Below are 25,775 nucleotides of genomic sequence, written 5' to 3' on the forward strand. Positions count from 1 at the left end.
TTCTCCCTTACCCACCAAATACGCGCTGTGGGTTAGCAATCATTAAGGTTTCAAGTTGTTCGCCGCTGACGCCGTGACGTTTCAGGCGCGGAACAAAATGTTTAAGGATGTAGCCATAGCCGTGGCCGCCGTAGCGGGTGAGCATGGTTTTCAGGAATACGTCCTGGGACAGCAAAATCTGCTCGATAAAGCCGTCATCAATCAGTTCGCGGATAGCGCGGGCGTTCTCTTCGTCGGACGGTGACTGGGCGGACTCATCGGCGTAGTAATAGCTCATGCCGATCATGTCGTATTCCAGAAACGCGCCGCGCTGGGCCAGTTCACGCTGATAGCGCTTGTCGGCAAAGCTGGGGTTCATATGGCACAGCACCACATGACGCAGATCGGCTCCTTCGTGTTCCAGGATATCCAGCACCTTGTGGCCCAGCCGTTCCCAGCCGGGCAGGTGAACTTCAATCGGCACCCGGGTTGCTGCACTGGCGCGGCCTGCTGCCCGCAGGGATTTCTCCTCGCTGGGGGTAAAGCGGCTGGACACGCCGATCTCGCCGATCAACCCGGCGAGTACGTCGGGTTTGTCTTCCCGGCCACCAAGGTCGTAAATCAGCTTGTCAGCCAGCTCCTCGATGCTGAGGGTTTTCACCCACTCCGGGTGCGAAGGTTCCAGGTACAGGCCGGTACTCATGATGATGTTCAGCCCGGTCAGACGCGCGATGCGCTGCAGGGCTTTCGGGTCGCGTCCGATGCCGATATTGGTTGGATCGACCACCGTTTCACCGCCGAGCGCACGGAACTTCATCAGCTCCTCAATCGCCACATCCACATCAAACAGCTGACAGTTGTCGCGGCTGATTAACGGGTTGAGTGAGAGCTCGCCCAGGTTTTCCATGCTCACCGGCATGTCAGCCAGGTGGCGATCGCCACAGCAGCAGGGCGGCACCCACTTGCCGGACGCATCCAGCAGAATGTGTTCATGCATCAGCGTGACGCCCATCTCGCTGAGCGGCAGCGGCCCCAGTACCGTCATGACATAACCGCTGTGGATACCAAGCGGCAGAGGGTCCGGATGCCGAAAAATGGAGTGTTTCATCGGCTATCCTTTCGCCGCAGCGCGGGTCGGGTTAAGAATGCGGGTGTTCAGCCAGATCGCCAGCAGAATGATGGTGCCGGTGGCAATCTGGGTATAGAACGGGGAGATATGAGACAGGATCAGGCCATTCTGGATAATGGCGATCGACAGCGCGCCCAGCAGCGTGCCAATCACGGTGCCGAAGCCACCGAACAGGCTGGTACTGCCCAGCACCACAGCCGCAATCACCTGCAACTCGAATCCTTCGCCCTGGTTAGACGAACCGCTGCCGAGCCGGGCGGTAATAATCATGCCCGCCAGCGCGGCGGCCATCCCGCTGATGATATAGACCTTCATGGTCACGGCTTTGGTGTTAATCCCACTGCGGCGCGCGCCTTCGGCATTCGCCCCAATCGCCGTCACATAACGACCAAAACGCATATGGTTCAGCACGATATGGCCGACAATCAGCACCACAATGCCAATCAGCGCGGGCATCGGCACGCCCAGCACCTTAGCGCGGCCCATCAAGGCAAACAGGCTGTCGGCAGGGATGGGAATGGAATAGCCCTGGGTAATCAGCAGCGCCACGCCGCGCACCACGGCTAAGGTCGCCAGCGTCACGATAAAGGCGGGAATGCCTTCATAGGCGATAAAGAACCCGTTGATGGCACCGACCAGCGCGCCCAGCAGCAGGCCACCCAGCAACACGACCGGCCAGGGCAGTCCCCAGCTATTCAGTGCGATAGCCGACAGTGCACCGACCAGCGCCAGCGTCGAACCCACGGAAAGATCGATCCCGCCGGTGGTGATCACCAGCGTCATGGCCGTGGCCACGATCAGCAAGGGCGCACTCTGGCGAATAATATTGAGCCAGTTGGCACTGCTGAGAAAATTGCCGGTGATCAGGGAAAACACCACGCAACAGAACACAAAAAACAGCGCGATGCTGACCACGCCAGAGTGGTTGTGCAGCAGGCGACGCGGCAACGAGTGTTGGGCCATACGGGAACCGCTCAGATTCATGATAGTCATCCTGTTACCTCGCTCAGTGCGTCGCCGCAGAGCGGGCGACAAATTTTTCGCCCACGATCAGATTGACGATCTCGCTCAGGTCGGTGTCCGCCACCCGGCGATCTGCCACGTTCGTACCTTCGTACATCACCATGATCCGGTCGCAGACCAGGAACAGATCCTGTAAGCGATGGGTAATCAGGATCACGCTGACGCCGCGCGCCGACACCCGACGAATCAGTTCCAGCACCGCTTCGACTTCGGCCACGGCCAGCGCCGCAGTGGGTTCATCCATGATCAAGACTTTAGGATCAAAGGCGGCCGCGCGGGCGATGGCGATAGCCTGGCGTTGTCCGCCAGACAGATTGCGCACCAGCAAACGTGTGTCGGGAATGGAAATGCCCAGACCTTTCAGCATTTCCCGCGCATCGGTATGCATTTTTTCCTGATCGAGAAAGGGGATGCCGAGAATCGATTTCATCGGCTCGCGTCCCATAAACAGGTTGCCTGCCACATCGACCGTGTCGCACAGCGACAGATCCTGATAAACCATTTCGATATGGCAACGGCGTGAATCCGCAGGATTACTGAAATGCTGCGGTTCTCCATCAATACGAATCGTGCCGCTGGTGGGCACCACTGCGCCAGACAGTACCTTGGTCAGCGTGGACTTGCCCGCGCCGTTATCGCCCACCAGGCCCAGCACTTCGCCAGGCGCCAGCTGTAAATTGACGCCGCGCAGGGAACGTATCGCGCCGTAGGTTTTGGTGATATTCACCATCTCTACCCGTGCCGGGGCAGTATGTAATTGCTGCATTCGATAACTCCCATCACCACTCACGGGAAAAGCTGAACGGAGGTAAAAAAGCGTTATCCTGCACGGTTTACGCCCTTGTAAACCGGTTTACCTGCCAGATAAAGCCTTTATACATAACCTCTGAACAACCGCTGTAACGATATTTGCTTGCCAGATACGCTATTGCAGCATCCGTGCCAGCCTGCAACACAGGCATTACACACGCGGCTTAACCAGTTGTTTTTAAACACGTTTAAATGTTAATTTCTGGTAAACCGGTTTACTAACTATAACGCTGAGAAATTAAAAAGCTCGTTATTTGCGCTAAAATTGTGCGGTTTTGCGCCATTTTGGGACGCAGTTAGCAAATTTGTATGGAATCACGCGCCACCCATTCCACCGCAAGACGGGTTTCGGCGGGGATATCGGCTTCGTCATTCAGGATGCGCAGCATGATGTTAACCGCGGTCTGGCCCAGTTCCCGGGCGGGCTGGCGAATGGTGGAAATGCGGGGTTGGGTAAAATCTGCATAGGTGGCGTCGTCGAATCCCACCAGCGACAGCGCCTCGGGAGCCCGCAGCCCGCGCGCGCGCAGGCCATCCAGCAAGCCCAGCACCAGATAATCACTGGCGGCAAACACGGCGGTCGGGCGGTGCGTCCGGCTGAACAGATGCTGAAGCGCCTGTTCACCAAAGGTGCGCTGGTATTCGCCGTACATCACCCACTCGGGCGGAACCTCCAGGCCTGCCTGCTTCATGGCGGTGCAGAAACCCTGATAGCGTTCGCGCACGCTCATCAGTTCATCCGGCCCGCCCACAAACGCGATATGACGATGACCGGCAGCGATCAGTTTTTCGGTGGCAATGCGACCGCCCTGCACGTTATCGGCAAAGACTTTTGGCACCAGGCTGCCGGGAATATCTTCATCCAGCAGCACGATGCGCTGATGGCGGTTAATTTCCTTACGCAGCAGGCCGTTATCCGGGTGGTTGGTGGTAAACAGCAGGCCATCCACCTGGCAGGTATCCAGCCAGCGAATAAACTGGCTTTCTTTGCCGGGATGGTTACGGGTGATACACAGCACCAGGCTGTAGCCGTGGGCCGAGGCGGCTTCTTCGGCGGCATCGGCCAGTTCGGCAAAGAAGGGGTTGGTAATATCGGGCAAGACCAGGCCTAAGGTTTCGCTGCCGCCCTTGCTCAGACGGCGCGCCAGGCTGTTGCCGCGATAATCCAGTTGGCGAATGGCGGCTTCGATACGGTCGATGGTGTCCTGCGGCAGCATAATGCTTTGATTCATATAGCGGGATACGGTCGCTTTCGACAGCCCGGCCAGCGTCGCTACGTCGGATAACAGCACCCGTTTTTTACTCATATCCACAGCCATATTGCTCAGAATCGGCTATCTGTAACACAGTTACGCGCACCGGATACAGTATTTTTGCGTCAGGCCTGGCGATAAAATATTCGCTTGACAAAATCTGAGCGGAAGAGAATGGTAGAGTGAGTTTACCGCATTACCCGGGAGTCACTCCCAAACCGGCTTAACCCGTTTCAGGTGTTCACCATAATGGACAGTGAACAGAAACGACGTTATTCAGGTTCAGGCTGAATAAGCCCTTCCTACGATATTTGCCCGCCAACAATAATCCCTCTGCATTTCGATGCGGAGATCGACTGGTTATCGCGTATTCCCGACGAGGAATTTTATGATGATGTCATTTAACACCAGAAAATTGCGTTCTGTTGCGCTGGCAACGGGCTTACTGGCAGCGGGTTCTGTTTTTTCTTTGGCTCACGCAGCACCGACTTATGCGCTGGTACAGATTAACCAGCAGGCCCTGTTTTTTAATCAGATGAATAAGGGCGCACAGGAGGCGGCGAAAGCCAGCGGTAAAGAAGTAGTGATTTTTAACGCCAACGATAATCCCGTATCGCAAAACGACGCCATTGAAAATTATATTCAGCAGGGCGTAAAGGGCATTATGGTGGACGCGATTGATGTGAACGGCATCATGCCTGCAATTAAAGAAGCGGCTGCCGCAAAAATTCCGGTGATTGCGATTGATGCGGTATTACCGGCTGGTCCACAGGCGGCGCAGGTGGGCGTGGATAATCTGGAAGGCGGTAAGATTATCGGTAAATATTTTGTCGACTATGTGGCAAAAAATATGGGTGGCAAAGCACGGCTGGGGATTGTGGGAGCACTGAATTCTGCGGTCCAAAACCAGCGTCAAAAAGGCTTTGAAGACACCATCAAGAGCAATCCTGGCATCACCGTGGCCGATGTGGTTGACGGTCAGAACGTGCAGGATAACGCGATGACGGCGGCTGAGAACCTGATCACCGGGAACCCGGACTTAACGGCCATTTATGCCACCGGCGAACCGGCCTTACTGGGGGCGATTGCGGCCGTGGAGAACCAGGGACGCCAGAAAGACATCAAGGTGTTCGGCTGGGATCTGACCTCAAAGGCTATCACCGGCATTGATAACGGTTACGTCACGGCGGTGTTGCAGCAGGACCCGAAAAAAATGGGGGAAGAAGCCGTGAAGGCGCTGAACCAGATTACCGCAGGCAAAAGCGTACCCAAAACCATACTGGTACCGGCCACGGTCGTGACCAAAGCTAACGTCGACAGCTACCGCGCGATGTTTAAGTAACCGATGCCTCGCCGCCTGCACGCAGTAGCGCGGCGAGTTCGTTGACGGAGGGGAAGGCGCTTAGCGTGCCACGGCGACTCACCGTTATGGCGGCGGCCTGGCTGGCATGAGTAAGCGCTAACTTATCTGTCTGAACCTGACGGATGAGCGCCGACGCCAGCATCACCGCAAGAAAGGTATCGCCTGCGCCGGTGGTATCCAGCGCCTGAACGGGCTGGGCCGGGCAAAACGTACGCTGGGAGCCCTGAATCAGCCAGGCACCGGCGCTACCGTGAGTAATCACTAACGTTTTGACCGCTTCAGGCTGCAACTGCCGGGCTTCGTGCTGATTCACCACGGCAATATCCACCAGCGGCCAGCAGGCACTAAATCCGGCATGGACTGGCGAAGGATTAAACACGGTGATCAGGCCACGCGATTTCGCCAGCCGGAACAGCGCATGGGTTTTCTCTGGCGAGAAATTGCCCTGTTGTAGCAGCATATCGCCTGGGCGAGCCGCCGCCAGATGGCTGACGATCGTGTCGAGGCTCAACGCCTCGGCGGCCCCGGTGCTGGTAATAATGGCGTTGTCACCGTCCGCGCTGTTTAAAATAAGCGAGGTATCGCTAAAGGGGTGAACAGGTTCAGCCGGCAGCAAATAAAGCGGCTCCTGCGTGAGCTGCTGGCGAATCCATATTCCATTACTGTCTTCTCCCGTTGCGGCTATTAAATGGGTTTCAATGCCGCAGCGGGATAACAGAATGGCCTGATTCGCGCCTTTGCCGCCGATATCCTGCGACATTTTATTTCCATGAATGGATGCGCCTTTTAGCGGAATATCGGCAATGGACCAGGTTTCATCGACAGTGATATTTCCGGCCACATACACACGCATAGTGTTTCCCTGAACAGGATGAAGAAAAGATGGTTGCTATATCAGCAGGAAAAAATGATGCAATACAAGCGATATTTTCCCGCCCTAAAGCGGTGATTGGCGTTATTCACTGTGACCCGTTTCCCGGTGCGCCACAATATCGGGGGAAACCGGTTAAGGCGATAATTGAGCGCGCCCTGCGGGATGCGGAAAATTATATTTGCGGTGGCGTTCATGGCCTGATCATTGAAAACCACGGCGATATTCCGTTTTCAAAACCCGAGGATATTGGCCCGGAAACGTCCGCTTTGATGGCGGTCATCACGGAAAAAGTGCGTGAACGTTTCGGTGTGCCATTGGGGATTAACGTATTAGCCAATGCGGCACTGCCGGCCTTTGCCACCGCGCTGGCGGGCGGAGCCGATTTTATCCGCGTTAATCAGTGGGCCAACGCCTATATCGCCAATGAAGGCTTTATAGAAGGCGCTGCCGCCAAAGCCCTGCGCTATCGCAGCCAGCTGCGCGCCGAACATATCCGGGTGTTTGCCGACAGCCACGTCAAACACGGCAGCCATGCGATTGTGGCCGACCGCTCTATCCAGGAGCTGACGCGCGATGTCGACTTCTTTGACGCGGACGCGGTGATCGCCACCGGACAGCGCACCGGCGACAGCGCCACCCTGGACGAGATCGACGACATTCGTGCTGCCACCGCCTTGCCGCTGCTGGTGGGCTCGGGCGTGACGCCAGCCAATGTCTGCCAGATTCTGGGCCGCACCCAGGGCGTGATTGTCGCCAGCGCGCTCAAGGTGGATGGCGTGTGGTGGAACAATGTGGATCTGGAAAGGGTGAAACACTTTATGGCCGTGGCGCAGGCGGCGCTGGATAAGGCGTAGCCGCCGTTTAGCGCCAGCCACAGACAACAAAAAACCCCGCTGGTGAGGCGAGGTTTTTTGTTTACATCAGCACGGTTAAGTGCGGTGCACACCATGCAGTATCAACGTTTTGAAATATACGAACAAATCCGCTATAGCGCAAGTGGGTGAGGTTTTATTGTTCGTTCTTCCTTAGCCGTTATGCGGCAGCGCTCGTAATAACGGGTCTTAACGCTTTGTCTATAAAGTTATTTTGTTATGCTTTTCCACGTTGATAGTGATGTGCTCTGAGGCCGCACCGGGTTGTGAAAGCGGCATTCCATGACAGACAAGTCCTGGCTGAAACGGGTGGTGCCGTCAGTGCCTTAACCTCCTGGGGCACATCATGCAGTATCAACCTGATCAGCCTGTCACAGGCAGCGGAAAGGTACGCAGGCTGAAAGTGCTCCTGACCACAGGAGTCAGCGTATGAGATGGATAGAAATCGCACGCGTATTTCTGAAGCTCATGGTTGCGCTACTGCAACTGCTTGAAATTATCGTGAAGACCTTCAGGTAAATCACGTTCAGGCCGCACCTAAGGGAGGTGATATTCACCTCCCTTTAACAAGGCGGTTGAAAAGAGGAACAGCGCCGTTGTAACTCAGGCCAGCCAGCCTTTTACCACCGGCAGCACCGCCGGAATCTGCGACAGCAGGTAGAGAATCAGGCCGATGGTGCCGCCCACCAGCGTCCCGTTGATGCGGATGAACTGCAGGTCTTTACCGATGTTGAGTTCGATCTGCCGGGACATATCACGGGCATCCCAGCTTTTCACGGTGTCGCTGATATGGCGCGTCAGAAAGCCGGCAAACTCAGGCGCAACGCTGCGGGCGGCGTCTTCCAGATGCTGATTCATGGAGCTGCGCAGCCCTTCATCGGCGGCCAGGGTTTCACCCAGCCACAGCGCCGCCAGACGGACTTTGTCCTGCACTTTTGAATCGTCGCTGCTCAGATCGGCTTTCAGCCAGTTACGCAGATCGCCCCAGAGTTCACCGATATAGCGGTTGAGCGTAGGATCGTCTTTTAACCAGCCTTTGATCACCTCTGCGCGCTCGGCCATTTCGGGATCGTTTTTAAGCTTCTCAATCAAACGATCCACCGCACGGTTAAAACCCAGACGCAGCTCATGGCCCTGATCCAGCGCCACATCGTCCAGCAGGGAATCCACCGCATTGGCCACCAGCTCTGCGCTGTGCTCGCCCAGCCATTCAGTTGGCAACATTTTTGCTTTGATAGGGTGCTCGCGCTTCAGCCAGCGCACCAGCTGGCTGGCGATAAACTCCCGGGTACTGGGCTTATGTAGCAGACGCAGCAGCTGATCCACCGCCGCATCCAGCAGTTCCTGATGACGGTTGTTTTTGGTCAGGCTTTCCAGCATCAGCGCGCCGCTCTGACTGAGATCCACCTTGTCGATCGCCTTATGCACGGCCCGGCGGATAAAGTGCTGAATCCGGGCATCATCTGTCAGATCAAGAAAGCCACGCATCACCTGTAACAGATGGCGGCCGATCCGATCGGCATTGCCGGGGGCGCTCAGCCACGAAGCTAACATCTGAGAAGGATCGTGACGGCGGATCAGGTTCAGCAGCGAATCGGTATCTAAAAACTTTTCCTGCACGAAGCGACCAAGATTTTCCCCGATACGATCTTTATTCCGCGGGATGATCGCCGTATGACGGGCGATAAAGGGCACCGGCACGCGCCGAAACAGCGCGACCACCGCAAACCAGTCGGCCAGCGCACCGACCATCGCAGCTTCGGCAATGGCTTTGATGCCGCTAACGTAAAAGTTGGGCGGCAGAAACAGGGTGACCACAAAGGTGGCGGCGGCAAGCAGCAGCAGCGACAGCGCCAGACGTTTCGTCCGTTTTAGTTCGAGTTGTTTATCCATATCCTGATCTTAGCAGCTTGCCTGATAAGTAAGTGAAAAATGCCCGACTGCGCCCGTGCGCCACAGGTCAGAATGGTACTGAATCCTACCCTGTTATTCGGCGAACGCTCCCCGAATCGGACTGTTCCTAAAACTAATCACCGTGAGAATTACCACTCTGATAAACAGTTACACCAGGGTACATTTCGGGTGCAGTCTCAATACGTTGACGCATCTTATCCATGGAACCAGACCAGGAGAATCACGTGAAAGCAATCGCAACGGCAACCGCAAGTCTGTTGATGTTAATGAGTGGCGTGACCGCGCAGGCAGAAGGGCTCACCACCTCGGCGGATGGTAAAAACCTGACCGTCAGCTTCGGCCAGCCCACCATCAAGCAGGTGCTGCACTACCGTAAAATGTACGACAAAAAACCCTTCCCCGATGCCGAGATTTATTACTACGACAACGGCACCTATAAAATCATCTCGCAGGGCGAAAACCACTACGGCGTTTACGTGATGCAGGGTAAGTTCGATGATGAGACCTTTACCGTGCGCTTTATCTCACTGCCGTCCACTGACTGGGGCAATAAAACCGCCTTCCACCAGTTAACCTTTGTGCGCGGCGACAAGCAGAACGTGTTTATCCAGAACGCGATTGTGGATACCGGCGAGGCGATTGCCCAGCAGAACGGCACTTATACGCAGGAAAAGAACACCGTGACCAATCCGGTGTCCACCAGCTGGAAACACAAGTAATCGCAAGGTGGCGGCCTGGCTGCCACCGACTTTTACCGATGGCGACCGCCTGAGAAGGGCACCGCACAGGGCGCGGCCAGCGTCAATAACAGGCGCTGGGCCATGCTTACCCAGGCGCACAACGACTGCCGCTGGCAGGGTTGCCAACAGACTGGCCTGGGGCGTGCGGATATTTAAAAGCCAGCCGCCGTCAGCCCTGAGAATGGGCAAGGCATCAGGCAGGATTGCCCGCCGCCCTCAGATTGACGTCTGCTCCTTTACTTCTGAACCTCTATTTCTCCACCTCTTCAAAATTCAGCAGCGTGACGCCAATGCCTTGTTGCGCGTGCGTCACGTTTTTGCGCAGTGCCACCTGCACCTTGCCCTGCAACATCACCACGTAAGGCGAGTTCTGCTGTAACTGCTGTTGCAGGGACACATAATCGGCCCGACGCTGTGCGGCATCGCTTTCTCCGGCGGCTTTGCGGGTCAGAGCGCTCAGTTCGGGAATATCCCAGCCCACGCGCCAGGCCAGGGTTTTGCTGCCGTTGGGTACGTTATAGGCGAAGGTGCTGGCGTTGGTGTTCGGGTCGATATAGTCCGCGCCCCAGTAGGTAAAGATGGACTCGAAGTTGCGGCTGCGCATTTTGCTCCACAGCTCCGATTCCGCCACCGGCTGGATATCCAGATTCACATCCGCTTTGGCAAAGCTCGACTGCAGCGCCTGGGCGATATCGATATAAGGCGGCTGATTCACCACCGACAGCGCGATATGCGCGCCGGGCTTAATGCCGCCTTTGGCTAAGATCGCTTTGGCTTTTTCGACATCGTAGTGGAACGGTGTGGTCTCCAGCGCGCCGTCAAAACCCTGCGGCAGGAAGCTCTGGTGCACGCGGTATTGCCCTTTCAGCAACTGATTCGCCAGGCTGTCGTAGTCCACCAGCCAGCGCGCTGCCTGCCATAAGGCCGGATTGCCCAGCGCAGGCTGCTGCGGGCTTTTGGTGTTAAAACCCAGGTAGTAGATCAGACTGGAGGGAAAGGCGGCGATGTGCACGTTGGGATCGCTTTTCAGCGAGGCAAGCTGATCCGGCCCCAACTGGTACGCCGCATCCACATCGCCCTGCTGGATCAACAGCCGACGGGTGCCCGGATCGGCCACGCCTTTCAGCAGTACCCGTTTCAGGTGCGATTTCTGCGTGCTGTTGGGATTGGCCTCCAGCACCAGAGCCTGCAGGGGCACAAACTGTTTGATCGCATAGGCCGCGCTGCCCGCCGAGTGGGTTTTCAGCCAGCCATTGCCGAAGTCGTTGTTGGCGGCATGCGACTGCGCCAGCTTGCTGTCAACGATGGAGGAGACGGACGCGGTCAGCAGGTGCAGGGCCAGATCCTGCCCGATCTCTGCCGGCCAGCGCAGCTCCACCTGATGGTCGTTAATAATGGTGAATTGCTGGTCGATATTTTCCGGCGTCCAGCCAAATTCCCCAAGGATAAACGAGGGCGCTTTGTTCAGCTTCACCGCGCGGGTTAAAGAGAACACCACATCCTGCGCCGTTAACGGATTACCGCTGGCAAAGCGCGCCTGCGGGTTCAGGTCAAACACCAGGCTGTGCGGCGTTTTACCCGGCTGCCAGCGCAGCGCCGCCAGCGGGGACAGTTTTTGCGGGTCCTGATTGTCCGGCTGGAGTAAGGTCTGATAGATATTGCGCAGGCTGCCGGTACTGACGGTTTCAAAGCTTTCCGCCGGATCGAAACTGATAATGCCGTCCAGCGGCACGGCGACCACGAAGGTATCTTTCGGCGTCGTCGCGTGGGCGGCAGAGGAGAGAGCAAGGGCGGTAAGCAGGAGCAGCGGTTTGCGCATAGCGGTTATCCTTAATGATTGATAACCCTACTTTAACCCGCGCCAGAGCAGGTCAAAATGCCGGTTTGTTCTGAGCTATGCCAGTTTCGTCTTAGCCGATTTGTCTTAGGTGACAGGCCGCCCAACAGCGGGCGGCTCAGGCCGTCAGTGGAAAGTGTGAATGACTTCCAGCACGCCGTTGATGATGAACTGCACGCCCATGCACACCAGCAGGAAGCCCATCAGGCGCGAGATCGCCTCAATGCCGCCTTTGCCCACCAGCCGCATGATCGCCCCCGAACTGCGCAGGGAAATCCATAAAATCACGCTCACTACCAGGAAGGTCAGCACCGGGGCCACGTTGAGTACCCAGGCGGGAAAATCTACCCCGCTGCGCACCGTGGAGGCCGATGAAATGATCATCGCGATCGTCCCCGGCCCGGCGGTGCTTGGCATCGCCAGCGGGACAAAGGCGATGTTCACCGGTTCCTGCGCGGTTTCCAGCTCATCGTGCTTGTGTTTGGCTTCAACTGAGTGGCCCACCGGCTTCGCCGGAAACAGCATGCGAAAACCAATAAAGGCCACGATCAGCCCGCCCGCGATGCGCAGCCCCGGAATGGAGATGCCGAAGGTGTGCAACACTGCGCTGCCCGCGTACCAGGCCACCATCATGATGGCGAACACATAAATGCTCGCCTGCAGCGCCTGACGGTTGCGCTCCTGAAAACTCATCTCACCGGCCAGGCCCAAAAACAGCGCCACGGTGGTAAGCGGGTTGGCGAGCGGCAGTATCACCACTAAGCCCAACCCGATCGCTTTGATTAACTCCAGCATACCTTAACCCGCTTAATGTTTCGGACGTTCCAGCGCTTCCAGCAGTTCCGGGAAGAAGTCTTGCAGGATCTCCGGCGTCATCAGCTCCGGGTACTGCATCAGGTGCTCGCGGATACGTTCATTCACGTCCGGGATCAGGCGCTGTGCGGCATCGCTGGCGCTGATCTTGTGCTTTTTCATGCTGCGCAGCAGGTCGGCGGGCAGGTTGTCTTCGTCTTCGCTGTCTTCCACCATCTCCAGCGCATCCAGCTCGTCGAACATCTCCATCAGGGCTTCGGTCTGCGGCGTGCGGGATTCATATTCGCGCGGATGTTCCTGCTCCAGATAACGCAGCATGGCGCGCATCGGCGTGCCGTCGGGCGAAGAGGGCGGTTCGGTTGCGAACCAGGTCAGCATCTGGTGGCTGGTAATCTGGTGGACGTGATAGCCCTGATCCACCAGTTCGTCGGCCAGCAGTTCGGCGCTTTCGTTTTCGATCAAACAGATATGCGTGCGGTTAGGATCGTACTGTTCGAGCCACTGGTAGATCTCTTCGATCACGCCGTCGTCGTACTCGAACTTTTTATTAACGAAGCTCCCTTCTGACGCATTTACGCAGGCTGTGATCAGGTCTGGATCGAAGTAAATGGCGATGTTGATACCTTTCATGCGTGCTGTCCTGTTCAAATCAAAACATCACTATAACGCTCAACGCATTAAGAAGGGAAACTTATGGCTAAAGGTGTTGGGATTCAGGGTGATGCATGCGGTAAACAGGGCGGGAATGCGCGGGGAGAATGCCGTGCGGGAAGAGGCGATTGACCTGCCAGCACGGGGCTGGCAGGTGGTTGTCAGGAGATAAAGTTTTTACCCTGTTTCAGCACCACGTCACAGGCTTTGGTTTTCAGCTTCTCGCCCATTGGGGAGTTGCTGAGGCTTTGCAGGTTCAGCTGCTGACCATTGCCGGTGTTCAGCAGCCCGGCCACGCCCTGGGTGTAATCCGGTTTCTGCTGCTGTGCGGCGGTGGTATCCAGGCCAAGCTTGCTCAGCACCTGGTCCTTCACCGACTGCACGTTGTTTTTCACCACGTTGTGCTCAACGCAGTACTGCATGACGCCGGCGGCGTTGGTCATGCTGTTGGCGCTCATGGCTTTGTCGTTGCTGTTGAGCAGGCTGGTAATGGAGGACATCGACAGCCCGCCGTTCTGCTGACCGGATGCACCGTTATTTTGCTGGCTCAGCTGGTTGGCGGCGCTGCTGAGTTGATCCTGCCAGCTTGCTGCTGACGCATTGCCCGCCAGCAGCAGGGCTGCCAGGGTGCAGAGAATATGGCGCTTTTTCATTTCGACCTCGGTTTGGTTTTATGCTTCATGCTGTTAAGAGGCGGTGCGGATGAGAAAGTTCCGACGGTATGATGAGGGGAAGGCGGTTTGGGAGGATTCTGGCAGCGTGAAAGGGCGGGTTTGCCGGGTTCCGTGTGTTTTTTCGCCGCTTAGCGCACAACACAGCGGAATAGGGTTGCGTGCTGGGCACGTAACGGTATAATCCCCAACGTTTTCCGCATCCTCTTCAGTGCCGAAGTGGCGAAATCGGTAGACGCAGTTGATTCAAAATCAACCATCGAAAGATGTGCCGGTTCGAGTCCGGCCTTCGGCACCAAGTGAAGTGAGTTGTAGGACTAAGAAGCTGCCTGAGGGCGGCTTTTTTTGTGTCTGAAATTATAAATTTTTAGTTGAAAATTATTTCAAATACCTAATTATAACCTTGAGGACGTACATAATTCATTAATTAGAAATTAGAAATTAGAAATTAGAAATTAGAAATTAGAAATTAGAAATTAGAAATTAGAAATTAGAAATTAGTTCGATATTTTTATGCATAAATTTTTTTAAATTAACCTAATTTGTATGTTTCAATAATTAATCTAATAAATACTATGCGGCCATCAAGGCATTCCGGATTGTATCTCATATCGCAGTGTAAATCAGAAATCATATAGCCCTGATTAAATATTTATAATCCCATTTGATGAAATAATATTTTTTTAAAAAAATTTCAATAGTTAAGGGCTTTATAAAAAAATAAGAAAAGCATTGAAAATTAAAAATTATAGTGATAAATGTTTAGGACTACACTGCAGCTTTCTTATTTGAAAACAGCAGTGTAGTCCTATGATATTATTAATTAATAAAGTCTAAGCCTATTCTTGACTTTGATACTCCTAATCTACTTAGTAAGTTCAAGGCATATTCATATCTTAACTCAGCTATTATCTCTGCGTCTGTGGTCAAAATATTCACATCGTTACCTTTAGGAGAGGGTTCGGCATATTTTAAAGTAACCTTTTTATCGTCCTCATTAAATACGCCTTGTCTATCAACATAATAATCCCTCGCCTTAGGATTTGCTTTTCCATCGAGACCATAAGTAAAGCTAAGTATTTTTATTTCTTCATCTTTGTTATGATGACGAATAAAAAGAAGATTATTCTGTGTTGCATATTTGAGTATTTCTTTTGTTTCATCTATTTTCGATAGTTTTGGCAATTGAGAAATTCCAAGGGAATCGCACATACTTTCTCGCATGTTCCTCAAGGCTATTCTTGCATCATACATTTGTACTAAAGTCACAGATATAAGATCATTATCACTATTTTTTTGGCCGGGAACAAGATCACACATTGGTGTTAAACAAAGCCAATAATTTCCATTAAAAGTCAATATATGACCAGTTACTAAGTGATGTGTGCTGATTTTCTTTGAACAACTGAAACAATTAGCTTGAATAACTTGGTCAGTAATATTTTCAAGTGTCTCTTTTTCAATAAAGTAGTCAAGAGGATTTTCCATTTTATTTATTGAGTTAACTAAACTAATAGTGAAATCATCAAGGCTATGTTTTATTTCGTAAGCAAGTTCTTCCCACAATTTGGTCACCGCTTGCCAGGCAGAAGTTTTGATAGCGAGATTATCATTGTTTAAAAGTTCTTTAAGCCAAGCCGCCTGAAGTAACTTTTTATTAAGAATATTACTTGCAGCGTAACTGCCATTAGATTCAATTTCATGTCTAAGTTTAGACAATACCAATTTATGCGGGTGAGGTTTAGACTCTGCCATCGCTTCAATAAGTTGATCTGGAATTTCACTAATAGGTGTATCTTTTTTTCCTAACACAGTTAGAAATAAGTCTTCAGTTTTTACCCAATTACATTTTTCATTTTTTCCCCATTCGAAAAATTTTGATGTGCTTTCCGAAAAGAAATTTTCATGGAATTTAAATTTTTCAAACGACAACCACCTCAAGAGGTCTCGTTTGCTTATTTCAATACTTTCAGGCTTGCTATCATATAAAGATTTGAATACATCTAAATATACATGCTCAAAACGAGGATCTTGAATTTTATTCTTGAACGTATTGATAATAAATAACAAATCGATAGTGGATATTGAAGAAAGAATCATTTCTTTTATGTTGTAGTTTTCAATTTCCCAATCATCAAGAGCTGAATTTATTTTTGCTAATTCTCTTTCAGAAATTATACAAATTTTAGGTTTTTCTTGTAACGAAATAATTATATCAATCAGTACATCTTGAACCGTACCTTTATCACCTGTATAACCTTTAGTATGGACGGCAACAATATTATAATGCCTGTTACTTGATAAGTTTTTAATTATATCGATTGATTTTTTACAATATCCTGAATCTTCACCATCGAGATGATAGTCAAGGATTAAAAGGTCGCTATGGTGAAGTCTGTTAGAGACTGTTCCTAATTCTATATTTGTCTCTTGGCCATTGTATATGTCTAGTAGCCAGTTATATTTTACATCGCGGCTCACTTCTACTATATCTCTAAGCCTTCCAATATTTTCTTCTTTGAAATTATTCGGCTTTCTTGAGATTAATTCATCTAAAGTAGGATATTCATCATCAATTACAGTCACCGTTCGGATCGGCTCAATATAGGCTATCTTTAAATGTGGCCTGTAATCAAAAGCAATGTTAGTTTGCATTTTTCAATCCTTTAAAAATGATGGCAAAGTTAGCACCATTTAAAATCTTTTTTTCATCACGGGTTTCATAAAAAATTGAATGACCACTGACTGCAAGATTTTGTTTACAAAGATACAGTCCGACACCACGACCACCTCTTTGCTTTTTCGAAAAGAATATAGTGAATAACTCGTCTACATCATCCATGTCAACGCCAGGACCAGTGTCGGAAACATATACAATGCCATCTTTAACATCGAATAATATTTCCTTGGTAAGTGTTTCGGTTTCCTTTACCCAATATCTTGAATTATTGACCAAATTAATGAAAACGGGATATATGCGTGATGGTTGCTCATATATGGCTAATTTTTCAAAATCGCTGGTGCATCTAAAATAGATGCTATCATTTTCTAATTTGTTTTTGAAAAAATTGTTAACATATGTGTATATATCCAGTCCTGTTAGTAACGCACGGACTTTTTCTCCAGATAATTTAAGAGGGCTTAAAAACCGCCAAGAATCACTTAAAGACTCATGAGCATTAGTTATACTTAACAATGCACTTTTTTGCAATGGATCAAGTGACGAACTACTCAAATTTTTGATTCCGCGCTCAATAGTCATGTCAAATCCTTCAATCTCATGACCTATTATTTCAACAGTAATCCCTAACTGCGCTAACGCATTGACTTGTTCAACTTGCTTTTTCAAACGTGAGTTTTCATTAACTGAAACAATAGCTAAACTTTCCAGGTCTATTTGTTCCTTGAGGTTTTCGAATGCTGAAATATAAGGAGATAATTTTTGTGTTACTTCTATATCTTGAATTTGATAATCTAGTTCTATTAACTCGAGGGTTTGTTTAAGACCAATTTTTTTATTATCAAGATCAGTAAGATACGCTGATACCTTTTCATGAAAAGCTTTATTTATCGCACTAACTGTTTCTTCAAATCTCTCTTGTTCATCTTTAAGAGATTGTCTTCCTTTTGTAGCCAATTTTCGTATCTTTGCATGCAATATAGCCGCTTTACTACGAAAATCTTTCGCAGCTATTTCAATATCATCTTTAACAACTAATTGTTCTAAAGCGAAACTCAATGAGCTATTTATGTCTTTTAACTGGCGCTTTGCATCTAATTCTATATCTCTGTATTCCCTGTAATCTTTTTCAATACTGCCTAAACTCCGTGGCACAGCTCCTAAAGAATAAGATTTTAGCTCGGCATCGAGTTTATCAACTTCTTCTCGTAAAAAGAGAAGTTCTTCTTGATCTATATTTTTATTTTCGATGGTTAAACTTTTAGATATTTCGGATAAATTATTATTGATTAGACTGAGTTTGTTTATATTATTTTGTATGGATGCTTTAATTCTTTTTAATTCTTTTTTAAGAAGTTTTTTCCTGTCTTCTTCAGCCTTGGATGCATTATATTTTGCATTAATTTCTTCGAGTTTTTCTTCTCTAATATGAGAAGAACGGCCAATGAATTTTTTAGCAACTTCAACTAATATATGCTCTACAACTTCTCGAAAAATTTTGGAAGCTTTATTATCGATTATCCCTTCTCGCCCTGCTTTATCACGGAGATTAGGGTTGTGTTCTTTAGTTATTGATACACCACCAAAACAGGCTCTATTACTAAACATATACAGACCTGCATTTTTAGTACGTCTTTTTTCAATTTCAAAAAAATCGTTATCTTCCCTACCATATGGCATAACTCGTAAGTGATCACGAAATACCATTACGCCGCCAAACTGTTCACGTATTGTATCAAATTTAGTATGTTGTTCATCGGACAGTGTCGTATTCTTTTTTTGTACTTCAAATGTACCTAACCTCATGAAGAAAGGACCAAATCTAGTATCAATTCTTGTCTTATAATTAGTTTTTGGTTTTATAGTTATATTTTCGTACCACTCTCCAAAAGCTTTAACTCTTCCACTAAAAAAACCAGTTTCGTCAATATTCCCCTCAACTATATGCTCTAATTGTTCAAAATCGGTTATATCGAAATTTCTCACCTCATCAATAATCAATCTCTGGAGGTTACCATTCCACACTAATACGCTTGTTTTAAAATCAGAAACCTTACTTTCATCGTCACGGCGGAATGGATTAACGAAACTATTTAAGGTTTGTATAAAGCGCTCTTTAGCTCTAAGTTCAGAACCTTCCGCCTCTGAACCTGATTCTAAAGATAATTGGGCTGTCAAATCATAATGTATATCAGCAATGAACATTGCAGTACCACATTCTGAATTATTTTGCCAAACGGGCCAAGATTGAAAATGTTTTTCTGTAAAATAAACATCTATAGCGGTTTTTTCAATTGCAAGTTGCGTAATTTCTTTCTTTTGCTCGGTTTCTAACTCGCTAAATGCAGTCCAAGCACTTTCAATTCTTTTATCACGTGAGGCATCTTTTCCATCCCCCCAAATATTACTCATTAATGCATCAAACATGTCAGGTAATATATTTGATAGCTCACTTTTTGAATTGAACTCGGTAATGGGTATACTTATATCATTGAGCATTAAAAAAGGATTTTCAAATAATCTCCAGTCAAGCAAACATGCTACATAATTATTATTTTTCTTTTTTGATATGAGTAGCATCAAAGAGCCTAAAGCAGCGCAGGACAATCTACCGATACCCTTTTGACCTTGCTTCTCTCTTTTATCGACTATACCGTTACGTTCTTCTATAGGAACTTCTTTATTTGTTGCTTTAGATTCAGTGCCAACTGTTAGCCATTTATTGATTACATCTTCAATTGACATTCCATGACCGTTGTCGACAAGTGTGGCAACAGGAATTTCTCCATCAAAAATATTAAGCGATACACTTGTTGCATATGCATCGTATGAATTTTTCCATAACTCCGAAATAGCTGTAGGACAGTCGGCTATTTGCTCTCTGCCTAAGTGATCAATGGTTCTTGCTCTTGTTTGAAAATTAGCTGAAATAACCATTTTCGCCTCTTGAGATTATTTTAATTTTTCTGAAAATTAGACTATAAGTTGTGAGATTGATGATATTAATATTTCTCCGAGAAGAGGAGGGACTGCATTGCCTATTTGCCTAGCTTGTTCTGTTGTATTTCCTGTAAACAGGAAATCATCTGGGAACGTTTGAAGCCGTGCTGCATGTCTTAAGGTAATTCCATGGTTTTTCCACGGATGAACGAATCTTCCTTTAGATGGGTTATGGCACCCAGTTGTGATAGTATTTGAGGGCAAATGTATCATCATTCTGCCATATACATCTTTGTGTCCTTCATACCCGTCACTGTGACATTTTAATTGAAATTCTAATCCAGCATCAGCACGACTACCGTTTAAAACTGTAGCATTAAAACGCGCCTCCATATTTGGAGTAGGTTTCATATGTATGTTACAAGGATCATTTATATTTACAGGACTAGATTCAAACTCTAAGCTTTCAAGCATTTTAAGAATTTCATCTTTATTATAGTTTTTCTTTTTACTAAAATGTTCTGATAAATATCTTTCAATCAAAGCTGGAGTCAGTTTCTCGAAAACGGAAGATGCTGTACGCCACGCTTTTTTTCCATCAAACTTAACTTCAAAAGAAGATGGGCTAAAATGTGTTTTTAAAGGAGGGAAATGAATTTCTTTTTTATCTTTATAAATATCATTTCTTACACCCAAAATGAAAACTCTTTTACGATTCTGTGGTACCCCATAATCTCTTGCATTCAATATGGAGCAATGAGTAAGTGTATAATTATTGTCTTTAGATAGTTTTTTAAAATCGTCTAAGTAACTTTTGTGACGCTCCCATAGAAGACCTGATACATTTTCAACTAAGAATATTTTTGGCTGAAACTCATCAACAAAAGCAAAATACCTTAAGAGTAATTTATTTCGTGGATCATTAACGCCCGAATCTTTTAATCTGTGGCTTGAGAAACCTTGACAAGGTGGCCCACCAAGAATCAATGATAATTCTTTTTTTTCTAATTTTAATTCAGCTCTAAGCTCTTTAGGGCTTACTAAAAGTATATCTTTTTGTAAAAGCTTTGTTTCTCGTTTCAAACGATTAATTAAATTTTCTTTATACGTATGAGCGGCAGCCTTGTCGAATTCAATTGCAGCGACAACATCAACATATCCTAAATTATGAGCAGCTAAACTAAAACCACCTGCTCCCGCAAATAAATCTAATGCTTTCATGGCTTTCCGAATAAAGGTTAAAACTTTTCCATTATACATTATTCATATTAAATGACAAGCTTTGTTTTTGTTGTGATTTAATTGGAATAACATGTTATTACCCTTTCACTTCTTGAAAATTATGATTTTAAACAAGAATAATTTTAACCTGTTTTTATCTATTGAGTGTTTTCATTTCACTGCATTTAAAATGTATGATTAGAGTTAATTATTCACTGACTATTTTATAACTATCTATACGAAATTTCCTGTGATTGCGTATGGCACTATACACCTTCGCTAAATCTGCTTCCGTCATAGCAACCCTGCATCTGCTTACAACATAACAAACCCCACTCGCCCCCACCTCCGCAGGGGCAAGCCCATCAATCCTTACCAGTCAGTCAACCCAATCGCCTTCATCACCCGTTTTCTCATATGCACAGGCAGTGACGCCAGTTCCTCGATCGATCTCACCCGCGTCCCGTTGATCACGTCCCTGGGTTTAAAGCTGATAATGATCCGCCCCCAGGTCACTTTCACATCCAGTTGCACCCCAATGGGAAAACCCGCTGTTTTCAACCAACAGCCTTTAAGCGTAATCGCCGGAATGCGGCGGTAATCTGGAGTGCGGGTCACATAACCCACGGTCGCATAGCGCTGGGTGTAGTTTGTCTCTTTAGCTTCGTGGTGGCCTGAAATACAATCGCTGGCAGTCATGATTACTATTCCTTACTTAATAGTGATTGTGATCAGCGATGCGGATGTGTTGCCCCACATTCGTATCGCGCTAAATTACCTGATGATTTAATCAGGGAGGCAGGAATGCATCGAGTGTGAAAAGAGAAAACTGCGAAAGGGCACGCAGAAAGATCTCGCTGATTTCAGAGAAGTTCATCGATTTTCGACCTGTATCCAGCTTCCCTCTTTGCCATCTCACAGACATATGAAAATCCAGGTAGATCAAGGCAGTTTCAAGCGCGGTTGAGGCTGGGGCAGACTGTTAAAAACACGCGATTTGAGCCGGTGTCAGGGAAGGGGGCGTTTTCTGTCGCATAACCACATTTCCCTGTCATGAAGACGCGTCATTAAAGGATGTGTGCTGCGTTCATGAAAAATGCTGTTTTAGCTGTCATGGGTAAGGTGTAACGATGCGCCTGAATATCTGAGACATCGGTTCGTAGTTCACATAAACACCGTCTATATTAGCCTGAACCCATTCTTCTGGTGCGATATGGTCCCAGTCAAGGTCGTAACCAGCAGCAAGAGAAAGATGCTCAAATAATAAGCGCTGGACTCTGCCATTCCCTTCGCGAAAGGGATGTATCATGTTAAATTCGCAGTAGTATTCAGCCGCTTTATCGCAGAAAGCATCTTTAGAAAGACCCGACAGCCAGTTATCGTTGTTTAATTTAGTGAATAATTTATTGGCTTCAGCGGTGATCCTGTCGCAATGACAAAACCGTGTCCCGCCTTTAGAAATATCTACGGTTCGCAGCGTACCTGCCCATTCATAGAGATTTGAAAAAAGCTGTCTGTGAAGCTGGCACATATAAGCCAGGTTGTAGGGTGGCTGGCTGAACACGATGTCGTTCACTGTTATCGCAGTGATCTCTCTTTCAGCCTTTTCAAGCACATCGGTCTCTTCGATATTGAGCTTGTTTTTTAATACAGCGCTACCCGGATAGCAGTAATGATCATTAGCGGCATCATACTTATCCATAAGCATTACCTCCTGTATTTTTTCAGGACACTTTCCAGCGATGGTTTTTCATTTGAAATATCAATGTCGATACCTTCCAGCTTTGAGCTACCTTTGAATTTTTTTAATTTTGTTTGCTCGTAATGCGCGTAAGGATCAAAAACGCCTGAACAAAAAACAAAAATGAATGAATCAACTTTTTGCTTCAGTTCCGTCCAGCTTTTGGCTTTGACATTGATTGTCAGAATGTCCGACACTTCTTGTTTTGATTGCTTAAAGTCTTCTTTATTACAGGCAGACTCTAATGCCTCTTTGTTTGAAGAGACAATGTTCTTAAGCTTTTTAATTTTAATGAAGAAGGAATCCCAGCCATTAACCTCGAGCTTATTATTCAGTTCTTGTTCAAAACTGTTCTTAAGCTCGAAGTAGGAGCCAAATTTTCTGAGATCATCTGTTGTCGATGCTTTCAATACTTCGCTTACTTTCATATCGATTAACACCTTCATCACCAATAGGCGGTCTATTATACAATTAGAGCGAGAAGGATGCGCAGAGATTTTGTGAGGCATGGCCCGATACCTGCACAGCAGAGCATCCACAGGCCAGCCAACGTAAAATTTGGCACATGTCCCTCAGCATAAGCCAGTTAATCAGCCTGTCCTGTGTTCAGACATGGCTGCCAGCCACAGGTTTACTGAAAATAAACGCCGTGCCTCAAGGTAACGCTTGCAGCCTGTCCACCCTGAGCGGTTCACCCAGGTCCGCGCAGAACCCAGCCCCTGAGACAGGGAGGGGTTTTGCTCGTTAACACAGTCCTGAGCGTTAACGCCTCATCTCCTTCACGCGACCAGCGCTTTTCTCAGGCTTTTCGTTCTGTGCGACATGCCCAGTGCGCCCCTCACTCACCCAAAACCCACTCCATCTCCACCCACATCAAAAAAATTTTAAAAAAAATTATTTTTTACGATCCATTCAGCCTGTTTTTTTCTCAGAAATATCCCTGGTAGATAAAAATAAAATCGGTGTCAGATAGGGAAATAAAGTCTGCCTTCGGAATAAGGCAGTATCTTATATAAGAAAGATCTGATGGCCTTAATAACACAATAACTCTTTTTAATTAACATGCGGCGTTTTAAGTGTATTGCCTAATTAAAAAACCGCCACTAGAATGCGCCGTGTCCGATAATGACGTTCTGTAACATGTTTATGTAAGACGATCATTACGGTATGCCAGGGAGGCAATTCCCTCGATCACCCTGGCATGGCATATCATGAAATATGCCATCTGATATCATGCTCATATTACTTAATCGTAATAATAAAATAAGGAAATCACAGATGAAAAAAATCAATATGTCTGAAGCAAGCGCAGTTGTCGGTGGAACAACAACGTGTGTAAACAGCTTTGAGCTGAACCTGGTGGGCGACGCCACGGTATGTAACGCAGTAAAAACCTGTACCGATAAAAATGGTGTGGTGACGAAAACTTTCACCCCAGCCGCTATCATCAACTGCGGAAACGCAGGCTAAGATATCGCTCTTTATCACTAAATAAGAGTAAATTTCAGTAATATTTATTCTTAAAGGCGTTGTGTATTATATACAACGCCTTCCTGATAAATACTGAATGTGCCTTATTGTTGTATTCAGGATCGAAGCCCGCCATGAAAAAAAGAATTTCTTACGTGCTGGCCTATACCGTCTTTGTTGCGGTTATTTCAGCAGTGATTACCACCGCCTGGTTCCATATCTTCGTGTTAAATCAAACCAGCAGTGCAGAACAGCAGGTGCTGACCTCGCTTTCTACCGAGAAACTGGATAAAAGCCCGATTGCCGACGGCGACGATATTATCGAGATCTTCTCTTACGGCTGCCATTATTGTGAGATCAACGAAAAGAACGTAGACGAGCTGGAAAAACGGATGCCGCCAGGTAAAAAGCTGGTGCGTTTACACCTCAGCCTGGACAGTCAGGCCGGGCTGGCGCGCTATGCCCCGGTGTTCGCCACGCTGGAAGTCATGGGGATTGAAGAAGCCCATCGCCAGAGCGCCTATGATGCGGTGATGAAAGACAAGATTGATTTAAGCGATGCGACGCAGCGTGACGCGTGGCTGGAAAAAAATAAGATTAACGTCGCGGAATATCACAAAGTCAGTCAGTCCGCCGACGTGAAAGCGCGTCTGGATTATATGACGCGCGTTTCGCAGTATTACGATATCAACGCCACGCCGACCTTTATTGTCGCGAAAAAATGGATGGCGATTCAGGATCGTGATTTCCCGGCCTTCTCTGACAAACTGCTCTCTATTTTAGAAACAGGTAAGGCACCGGAGTAATAATGAAATTTTATGCCCTGTGGTGCGCGCTGTTCTGGCGGAACCTCACCGCCAGATGTCAGTGGCTGGCGTATAAGTTCCAGCTGGCTGGCTACAGGGCGCATTGTTTATTATTTCGGTGTTTCCACTACCGTATTATTTTTGCGTTTGCCCACGTCAGGCGTTTTTTAAAATTAATTCCGCGTGATGTGAAATGGCGCGCAGCGGTGGCGGAATCAAACCGTCAGTGCCTGCTGCGGGATAATAGAAAATTTGATTATATCTGGCTGACCCAGCGGCGAAAGTTGCTGATTGAGGCAGTGACCTACGGACAGAATCGCCGGTTGTTGCGCGAGCTGGCGGCCTGTTCGGCACAGCTTAACGACGTGGTGGAGCCGCTCCAGCGCGCAGGGCAGCCGGTGCTTCTGGCCCCGCTGCACATGGTCTCGGACATCCTGACCACGATGGTGGGCGCGGCGGCCTATCCGGGGAAAGCCACGGTGATCACCTCCCGCAGTGCGGATGCGCATTCCGAAGCCGAGCGGCGGCTGGGTGGGTTAGATCTCACCTATTGTTCGATTCATGAAGATAATAAAAATATTGCCGGAAACTTAATGACCTCGGTGATGGCGGCGGCGGAGAATAAACGCAATATTATTTTATTCCCCGACATTACGCCGGACTTCACCCAGTTTGCCAGTAAAGACAAAGCCGAGAAGTTACCTTGTCGCTTATTTGATCGTCCGGCCAGTTTACACAGCGGAATTATCCGGTTGGCCAGAATGATGTCCGCGCAGGTGGTGTTTTATCATCTTTATTTTGATAACGGATTAAAGATAGTAATTCACCCTCCCGTTGCAGCCAGAAAACTCAAGGATGATATGCCGCGCATTATCGAGCAAAGCATTCGGGATTATTCGACTGACTGGATGCTGTGGCATTCCCACTCACTGTTTTTTATTAATGACTAAACAGCCATCACAAGAGAAAAGAACAGGGCGTTTTAGGG

At 48.4% G+C, this 25,775-nt stretch carries 22 protein-coding genes and 1 tRNA gene; 7 read left to right on the forward strand and 16 right to left on the reverse strand.

Features of this window, described 5'->3' with window-relative positions:
• Positions 1-7: 7 nt before the first annotated feature.
• The 4 genes from CMR03_RS10565 to CMR03_RS10580 form a co-directional block, all read right to left on the reverse strand.
• Positions 8-1,087, reverse strand: a complete 1,080-nt coding sequence (locus CMR03_RS10565) for a phosphotriesterase family protein (protein WP_096011486.1) — start codon at positions 1,085-1,087, stop codon at positions 8-10.
• 3 nt (positions 1,088-1,090) lie between these two features.
• The gene (locus CMR03_RS10570; RefSeq protein WP_162287594.1) at positions 1,091-2,092 is read right to left on the reverse strand and encodes an ABC transporter permease; all 1,002 of its coding nucleotides are present in this window, start codon (positions 2,090-2,092) and stop codon (positions 1,091-1,093) included.
• Positions 2,093-2,114: 22 nt separating this feature from the next.
• Positions 2,115-2,861 carry an ATP-binding cassette domain-containing protein gene (locus CMR03_RS10575; RefSeq protein ID WP_162287595.1) on the reverse strand — a complete coding sequence of 249 codons (747 nt, stop codon included), beginning with the start codon at positions 2,859-2,861 and terminating at the stop codon, positions 2,115-2,117.
• Between the two features lie 376 nt (positions 2,862-3,237).
• Positions 3,238-4,260: a LacI family DNA-binding transcriptional regulator gene (locus CMR03_RS10580; protein WP_096011487.1), complete on the reverse strand. Its 1,023-nt coding sequence runs from the start codon at positions 4,258-4,260 to the stop codon at positions 3,238-3,240.
• Between the two features lie 325 nt (positions 4,261-4,585).
• Between CMR03_RS10580 and CMR03_RS10585 the strand changes: the two genes are divergently transcribed.
• Positions 4,586-5,536, forward strand: a complete 951-nt coding sequence (locus CMR03_RS10585) for an ABC transporter substrate-binding protein (RefSeq protein WP_063878204.1) — start codon at positions 4,586-4,588, stop codon at positions 5,534-5,536.
• Here the strand turns inward: CMR03_RS10585 and CMR03_RS10590 are convergent.
• On the reverse strand, positions 5,529-6,410 hold the full coding sequence (locus CMR03_RS10590; protein WP_096011488.1) for a ribokinase: 882 nt from the start codon (positions 6,408-6,410) through the stop codon (positions 5,529-5,531). The two genes, CMR03_RS10585 and CMR03_RS10590, sit on opposite strands and share 8 nt — an antisense overlap.
• A 29-nt stretch (positions 6,411-6,439) precedes the next feature.
• Between CMR03_RS10590 and CMR03_RS10595 the strand changes: the two genes are divergently transcribed.
• Positions 6,440-7,285, forward strand: coding sequence for a BtpA/SgcQ family protein (locus CMR03_RS10595; protein WP_096011489.1), 846 nt, complete (start codon positions 6,440-6,442; stop codon positions 7,283-7,285).
• A gap of 621 nt (positions 7,286-7,906) precedes the next feature.
• On the opposite strand, the gene CMR03_RS10600 is transcribed toward CMR03_RS10595, so the two are convergent.
• Complete coding sequence (locus tag CMR03_RS10600; protein WP_096011490.1) at positions 7,907-9,196, reverse strand: DUF445 domain-containing protein; 1,290 nt, start codon at positions 9,194-9,196, stop codon at positions 7,907-7,909.
• Between the two features lie 245 nt (positions 9,197-9,441).
• Between CMR03_RS10600 and CMR03_RS10605 the strand changes: the two genes are divergently transcribed.
• A complete protein-coding gene (locus CMR03_RS10605; protein WP_096011491.1) occupies positions 9,442-9,936 on the forward strand; it encodes a hypothetical protein in 495 nt (164 codons plus the stop codon).
• Between the two features lie 271 nt (positions 9,937-10,207).
• Here the strand turns inward: CMR03_RS10605 and CMR03_RS10610 are convergent, their stop codons facing one another.
• From CMR03_RS10610 to CMR03_RS10630, 4 genes are all read right to left on the reverse strand, one after another.
• Positions 10,208-11,776, reverse strand: a complete 1,569-nt coding sequence (locus CMR03_RS10610; protein WP_096011492.1) for an ABC transporter substrate-binding protein — start codon at positions 11,774-11,776, stop codon at positions 10,208-10,210.
• 144 nt (positions 11,777-11,920) lie between these two features.
• Positions 11,921-12,589: a MarC family NAAT transporter gene (locus CMR03_RS10615; protein ID WP_063878210.1), complete on the reverse strand. Its 669-nt coding sequence runs from the start codon at positions 12,587-12,589 to the stop codon at positions 11,921-11,923.
• Positions 12,590-12,601: 12 nt separating this feature from the next.
• Positions 12,602-13,237, reverse strand: coding sequence for a hypothetical protein (locus tag CMR03_RS10620; RefSeq protein WP_096011493.1), 636 nt, complete (start codon positions 13,235-13,237; stop codon positions 12,602-12,604).
• Between the two features lie 182 nt (positions 13,238-13,419).
• The gene (locus CMR03_RS10630; RefSeq protein WP_096011495.1) at positions 13,420-13,911 is read right to left on the reverse strand and encodes a YjjA family protein; all 492 of its coding nucleotides are present in this window, start codon (positions 13,909-13,911) and stop codon (positions 13,420-13,422) included.
• A 231-nt stretch (positions 13,912-14,142) separates the two neighbouring features.
• On the opposite strand from CMR03_RS10630, the gene CMR03_RS10635 reads away from it, so the two are divergent.
• Positions 14,143-14,227, forward strand: a tRNA-Leu gene (locus CMR03_RS10635).
• A gap of 521 nt (positions 14,228-14,748) precedes the next feature.
• Here the strand turns inward: CMR03_RS10635 and CMR03_RS10640 are convergent.
• The 6 genes from CMR03_RS10640 to CMR03_RS10665 form a co-directional block, all read right to left on the reverse strand.
• Complete coding sequence (locus CMR03_RS10640; protein ID WP_063878234.1) at positions 14,749-16,584, reverse strand: response regulator receiver domain; 1,836 nt, start codon at positions 16,582-16,584, stop codon at positions 14,749-14,751.
• Positions 16,574-19,546 carry an ATP-binding protein gene (locus CMR03_RS10645; protein ID WP_096011496.1) on the reverse strand — a complete coding sequence of 991 codons (2,973 nt, stop codon included), beginning with the start codon at positions 19,544-19,546 and terminating at the stop codon, positions 16,574-16,576. The genes CMR03_RS10640 and CMR03_RS10645 overlap by 11 nt, the downstream gene beginning before the upstream one ends.
• A gap of 36 nt (positions 19,547-19,582) precedes the next feature.
• On the reverse strand, positions 19,583-20,770 hold the full coding sequence (locus tag CMR03_RS10650; protein ID WP_063878235.1) for a DNA cytosine methyltransferase: 1,188 nt from the start codon (positions 20,768-20,770) through the stop codon (positions 19,583-19,585).
• Between the two features lie 372 nt (positions 20,771-21,142).
• Positions 21,143-21,469, reverse strand: coding sequence for a SymE family type I addiction module toxin (locus CMR03_RS10655; RefSeq protein WP_096011497.1), 327 nt, complete (start codon positions 21,467-21,469; stop codon positions 21,143-21,145).
• A 412-nt stretch (positions 21,470-21,881) separates the two neighbouring features.
• Complete coding sequence (locus CMR03_RS10660; protein WP_063881091.1) at positions 21,882-22,472, reverse strand: putative adenosine monophosphate-protein transferase Fic; 591 nt, start codon at positions 22,470-22,472, stop codon at positions 21,882-21,884.
• Positions 22,473-22,477: 5 nt separating this feature from the next.
• The gene (locus CMR03_RS10665; RefSeq protein ID WP_158087018.1) at positions 22,478-23,020 is read right to left on the reverse strand and encodes a YhfG family protein; all 543 of its coding nucleotides are present in this window, start codon (positions 23,018-23,020) and stop codon (positions 22,478-22,480) included.
• Between the two features lie 769 nt (positions 23,021-23,789).
• On the opposite strand from CMR03_RS10665, the gene CMR03_RS10675 reads away from it, so the two are divergent.
• From CMR03_RS10675 to CMR03_RS10685, 3 genes are all read left to right on the forward strand, one after another.
• Complete coding sequence (locus CMR03_RS10675) at positions 23,790-23,981, forward strand: DUF4762 family protein (RefSeq protein WP_063878238.1); 192 nt, start codon at positions 23,790-23,792, stop codon at positions 23,979-23,981.
• A 134-nt stretch (positions 23,982-24,115) separates the two neighbouring features.
• Entirely contained in the window at positions 24,116-24,787 is a 672-nt protein-coding gene (locus CMR03_RS10680) for a DsbA family protein (protein WP_096011500.1), read from the forward strand.
• Positions 24,788-24,789: 2 nt separating this feature from the next.
• Positions 24,790-25,737: a lysophospholipid acyltransferase family protein gene (locus CMR03_RS10685; RefSeq protein ID WP_096011501.1), complete on the forward strand. Its 948-nt coding sequence runs from the start codon at positions 24,790-24,792 to the stop codon at positions 25,735-25,737.
• Positions 25,738-25,775 lie beyond the last annotated feature (38 nt).

It is taken from the genome of Pantoea allii, assembly GCF_002307475.1.
Classification (GTDB): Bacteria; Pseudomonadota; Gammaproteobacteria; order Enterobacterales; family Enterobacteriaceae; genus Pantoea; species Pantoea allii.

Bases quoted from the DNA above. Each gene is read 5' to 3' on its own strand.
- CMR03_RS10680 (WP_096011500.1), top strand. From the start codon at position 24,116: ATGAAAAAAAGAATTTCTTACGTGCTGGCCTATACCGTCTTTGTTGCG.
- CMR03_RS10570 (WP_162287594.1), bottom strand. From the start codon at position 2,092: ATGAATCTGAGCGGTTCCCGTATGGCCCAACACTCGTTGCCGCGTCGC.
- CMR03_RS10580 (WP_096011487.1), bottom strand. From the start codon at position 4,260: ATGGCTGTGGATATGAGTAAAAAACGGGTGCTGTTATCCGACGTAGCG.
- CMR03_RS10650 (WP_063878235.1), bottom strand. From the start codon at position 20,770: ATGAAAGCATTAGATTTATTTGCGGGAGCAGGTGGTTTTAGTTTAGCT.
- CMR03_RS10630 (WP_096011495.1), bottom strand. From the start codon at position 13,911: ATGAAAAAGCGCCATATTCTCTGCACCCTGGCAGCCCTGCTGCTGGCG.
- CMR03_RS10590 (WP_096011488.1), bottom strand. From the start codon at position 6,410: ATGCGTGTGTATGTGGCCGGAAATATCACTGTCGATGAAACCTGGTCC.
- CMR03_RS10645 (WP_096011496.1), bottom strand. From the start codon at position 19,546: ATGGTTATTTCAGCTAATTTTCAAACAAGAGCAAGAACCATTGATCAC.
- CMR03_RS10600 (WP_096011490.1), bottom strand. From the start codon at position 9,196: ATGGATAAACAACTCGAACTAAAACGGACGAAACGTCTGGCGCTGTCG.
- CMR03_RS10610 (WP_096011492.1), bottom strand. From the start codon at position 11,776: ATGCGCAAACCGCTGCTCCTGCTTACCGCCCTTGCTCTCTCCTCTGCC.
- CMR03_RS10665 (WP_158087018.1), bottom strand. From the start codon at position 23,020: ATGCCTCACAAAATCTCTGCGCATCCTTCTCGCTCTAATTGTATAATA.
- CMR03_RS10615 (WP_063878210.1), bottom strand. From the start codon at position 12,589: ATGCTGGAGTTAATCAAAGCGATCGGGTTGGGCTTAGTGGTGATACTG.
- CMR03_RS10585 (WP_063878204.1), top strand. From the start codon at position 4,586: ATGATGTCATTTAACACCAGAAAATTGCGTTCTGTTGCGCTGGCAACG.
- CMR03_RS10675 (WP_063878238.1), top strand. From the start codon at position 23,790: ATGAAAAAAATCAATATGTCTGAAGCAAGCGCAGTTGTCGGTGGAACA.
- CMR03_RS10620 (WP_096011493.1), bottom strand. From the start codon at position 13,237: ATGAAAGGTATCAACATCGCCATTTACTTCGATCCAGACCTGATCACA.
- CMR03_RS10655 (WP_096011497.1), bottom strand. From the start codon at position 21,469: ATGACTGCCAGCGATTGTATTTCAGGCCACCACGAAGCTAAAGAGACA.
- CMR03_RS10565 (WP_096011486.1), bottom strand. From the start codon at position 1,087: ATGAAACACTCCATTTTTCGGCATCCGGACCCTCTGCCGCTTGGTATC.
- CMR03_RS10685 (WP_096011501.1), top strand. From the start codon at position 24,790: ATGAAATTTTATGCCCTGTGGTGCGCGCTGTTCTGGCGGAACCTCACC.
- CMR03_RS10640 (WP_063878234.1), bottom strand. From the start codon at position 16,584: ATGCAAACTAACATTGCTTTTGATTACAGGCCACATTTAAAGATAGCC.
- CMR03_RS10660 (WP_063881091.1), bottom strand. From the start codon at position 22,472: ATGGATAAGTATGATGCCGCTAATGATCATTACTGCTATCCGGGTAGC.
- CMR03_RS10595 (WP_096011489.1), top strand. From the start codon at position 6,440: ATGGTTGCTATATCAGCAGGAAAAAATGATGCAATACAAGCGATATTT.
- CMR03_RS10575 (WP_162287595.1), bottom strand. From the start codon at position 2,861: ATGGTGAATATCACCAAAACCTACGGCGCGATACGTTCCCTGCGCGGC.